The 2,855-nt window shown below is 68.8% G+C and carries 4 protein-coding genes; 2 read left to right on the forward strand and 2 right to left on the reverse strand.

The genetic code is table 11. The features are described 5' to 3' along the window. Nucleotides 1–229: 229 nt before the first annotated feature. A complete protein-coding gene (locus IRZ30_RS16830; RefSeq protein ID WP_294086844.1) occupies nt 230–643 on the forward strand; it encodes a hypothetical protein in 414 nt (137 codons plus the stop codon). Here the strand turns inward: IRZ30_RS16830 and IRZ30_RS16835 are convergent. After that, nucleotides 586–987, reverse strand: a complete 402-nt coding sequence (locus IRZ30_RS16835) for a response regulator (protein WP_294086845.1) — start codon at nt 985–987, stop codon at nt 586–588. The two genes, IRZ30_RS16830 and IRZ30_RS16835, sit on opposite strands and share 58 nt — an antisense overlap. 309 nt (nt 988–1,296) lie before the next feature. Between IRZ30_RS16835 and IRZ30_RS16840 the strand changes: the two genes are divergently transcribed. Further along, nucleotides 1,297–1,575: a hypothetical protein gene (locus IRZ30_RS16840; RefSeq protein WP_294086846.1), complete on the forward strand. Its 279-nt coding sequence runs from the start codon at nt 1,297–1,299 to the stop codon at nt 1,573–1,575. A 133-nt stretch (nt 1,576–1,708) separates the two neighbouring features. Here IRZ30_RS16840 and IRZ30_RS16845 read toward each other — a convergent pair whose 3' ends face one another. Beyond that, a complete protein-coding gene (locus tag IRZ30_RS16845; protein ID WP_294086847.1) occupies nt 1,709–2,629 on the reverse strand; it encodes a PhzF family phenazine biosynthesis protein in 921 nt (306 codons plus the stop codon). Nucleotides 2,630–2,855: the final 226 nt, after the last annotated feature.

A 2,855-nucleotide genomic window follows, 5' to 3' on the forward strand; every position in this document is an offset into this window, starting at 1 on the left:
GTGCGAAGGATCCCGCGCCGCCCCCCGTATCGCTCCCGCCCGAGCCTGCACATGGCCCTTCGGTGGACAGCAGGAGAATGAAACGAGATTGTCACGGAGCGTTGAGCGGCGTTGCGCCGTTCTGACAGGGAATGCGGAAAAAACTAGACGCGGGCCGTCGGCTCCCGACGGCTCACGCGTGAAAGGCACACAACCCTCACGGTCGGAGGCAAACGGGGAAGGTAAGAGCATGACCTATCCGACGATCGCGGTGGTGGACCGGGATGTGGGGTTCTTGACCCGGATGAACGAAGTGCTGGCCGCCGAGGGCTACCTGCCGATCTGCTGGCCACGGCACGAGGACGCGGCCCGCTGGCTGCGCCGTCAGCAGCCGGATCTCCTCATCGTCGATCCCCAGGCCGATCCACGCGACCCCGGTTGGTCGACGCTCGCGCACCTGACCACCGACGAGGTCGCCGGACGGATCCCGACGATCGTCTGCTCAGCCAGCCCGGCCATCCTCAGCCGGGCGCGTGACCTGATTTCCCGCGGTTACGGCGTGCTCGCCAAGCCGGTAGAGTTGCCGGCGTTGCGGGCGTCGCTCGCTCAGGCTCTCGCTCCGCTCCCAAACGATCCGGGAGTGCCGGCTGCATCGGAGAGATAACCGCCCACGACGCCGAGCAGGACATCGAGGTCGAACGGCTTCTCCAGTGTCCCATCTGCCGGCAGGTCGGCCGCGTCGGCACGGAGCCGTGCCGCAGCGGACATGGCGATGATCGGGATGTGCGCGGTCGACCGTTCCGCCTTGAGAATCCGCGTCGCCGTCACGCCGTCAAGCACGGGCAATCGCAGGTCCATCAGAACGAGGTCCGGATGAGCATCCCGCGCCAGCGCGACACCCGTTTGGCCGTCTGCCGCGACCAGCATCTCGTGGCCGACTTCCTCGAGGGTGTCAACCAGGAGCGACCGGATCGCGGGGTCATCCTCCACAATAAGAATTCGCGCCACTAACCCCTCCACTGCCGAGCGCTGCCTTCGGCCGCCGCTCCCACGCGACGATACCGCCCCCACTGAGGCAGCGTGCGGACATAGTATCCAAACGCACGAGAAACTGCAATAGTTACACCGGCAGATGGCGCGTCCGCGTGGCCAGTTGTGTGCAATCGGCGCAATATCGGGAGTCGATCCCGGCTGAACAAACGCTCATTAGCGTCGCGTCCGGGGCGCAAGCTGGCTGTCAGCAAGGTACCATAGAGTAGCGGCGGAGCTGCTCGATCACGGCGGCCGGTCCGCCCTGCTACCCGAGGAGGCACCCGAATGGCCCTGCGCCACCCGACCTTCGCCGAGCATATTGAGCGGCTGAAGCGCCGCACGCGGATGGGCGACTATGCCGCCGCGACCGGCCGTCTCCGCGGCTATTGCAGCCAGGTCTACCTCATCGAGCAGGCGCCGCCGGAACCGTCCTACGTCGTCGTGGCCGGGCCGTTGGATACGCTGGCCTACACCGTCCACCCATCCCCGGAAACCGCACGTGCCGCCTTCGCGCGCGAGCGCGACCGGTACATCCGCTGGCTTGAGAGCCGCGTCGGGGAGTGAGGAGAACGGCCCTCACCCCCTGGCCCCTCTCCCAACTCTGGGAGAGGGGAGCATCACGCAACACGCAATACGAGCCGCCTTCCCCCTCTCCCCTTGTGGGAGAGGGGGCTACAGGGTAAGGGGTGCTCCCGGCTCACGCCATCCGCAGCGTTCCCTCCAGCACCGGCACGGTCCCGCCGCCGACCTCGATCTCCTCGCCGTCCGGCCGTGGTCGGACTGTGATGTGGATGAAGCTCTGGCGACCCATCTTCGTCCCCTGCTCGCTGACGATGCGCACCTCGTCGGCGGAGGGAACCAGACCATGCCGCACCAGATAGGCGCCGAGCGGGCCGCTCGCTGAGCCGGTCGCCGGGTCTTCGGGGATGCCGATGCCATGCGGGGCGAACATGCGGGAGTAGACCCGGTTGGGCCCCGCCGCCGGGTTGGGCGCGAAGACGAACACGCCGAGCGGCTCCTCCTCGCCGAACCAGGCGCTCAGCGCCACCGGATCGACCACGACGCGATCGACCGCCGCCGGGTCTCGCAGCGGGACGTAGAGGAACGGCACGCCGGTGGAGCCGACGCAGACCGGGGTGTCCGGCAAGAGATCCGCCTCGTCCAGGCCCAACGCCGCGGCGAGCTGCGCCCGGCCGTCACGCGGCGGGCCGAAGGTCGCAGCCGGGTGCCGCATCCAGATGAACGTGGGGGCGCTCGGGTCTCCCTCCAGTCGCACCGGCACCGGCCCGACCCCTTCCTCCATCGCAAACTCGGTCACGCCGGCCGGCACGCGCCCGGACGTGGCCAGGACGTAGGCGGTGCCGACCGTCGGGTGCCCGGCGAAGGGCAACTCGCGCCCCGGCGTGAAGATCCGCACGCGCGCGACGCAGTCGTCGCGCTCCGGCGGCAGGACGAAAGTCGTCTCCGACAGGTTCATCTCCCGGGCGATCGCCTGCATCTCGGCGTCGCTCAGGCCGGTGCCGTCCAGGAAGACGGCCAGCGGATTTCCGCCGAACTGGCGGTCGGTGAAGACATCCACCTGGACGAAGGCATACGTGCGCGTCGCTGCCGAACTCATCGCTCACCCTCCCCGCGACCCACGGAACCGTGGTCCGGATCCACGCATACACCCGCCTGCATACCATGCGGCCGCGCGCCTGTCACCCCGATAGCTCCACCGGGTGCGGGCGGCGGCGGGGTGGGGGATCTGTTATCCCCTCACCCCCCAACCCCCTCTCCCACAAGGGGAGAGGGAGAGATGGAGGACTGCCCAGTCCGGAGCGCCGCCAGGGCGGGCGTTACCC

Source organism: Sphaerobacter sp., from assembly GCF_019683595.1.
GTDB lineage: Bacteria > Chloroflexota > Chloroflexia > Thermomicrobiales > Thermomicrobiaceae > Sphaerobacter.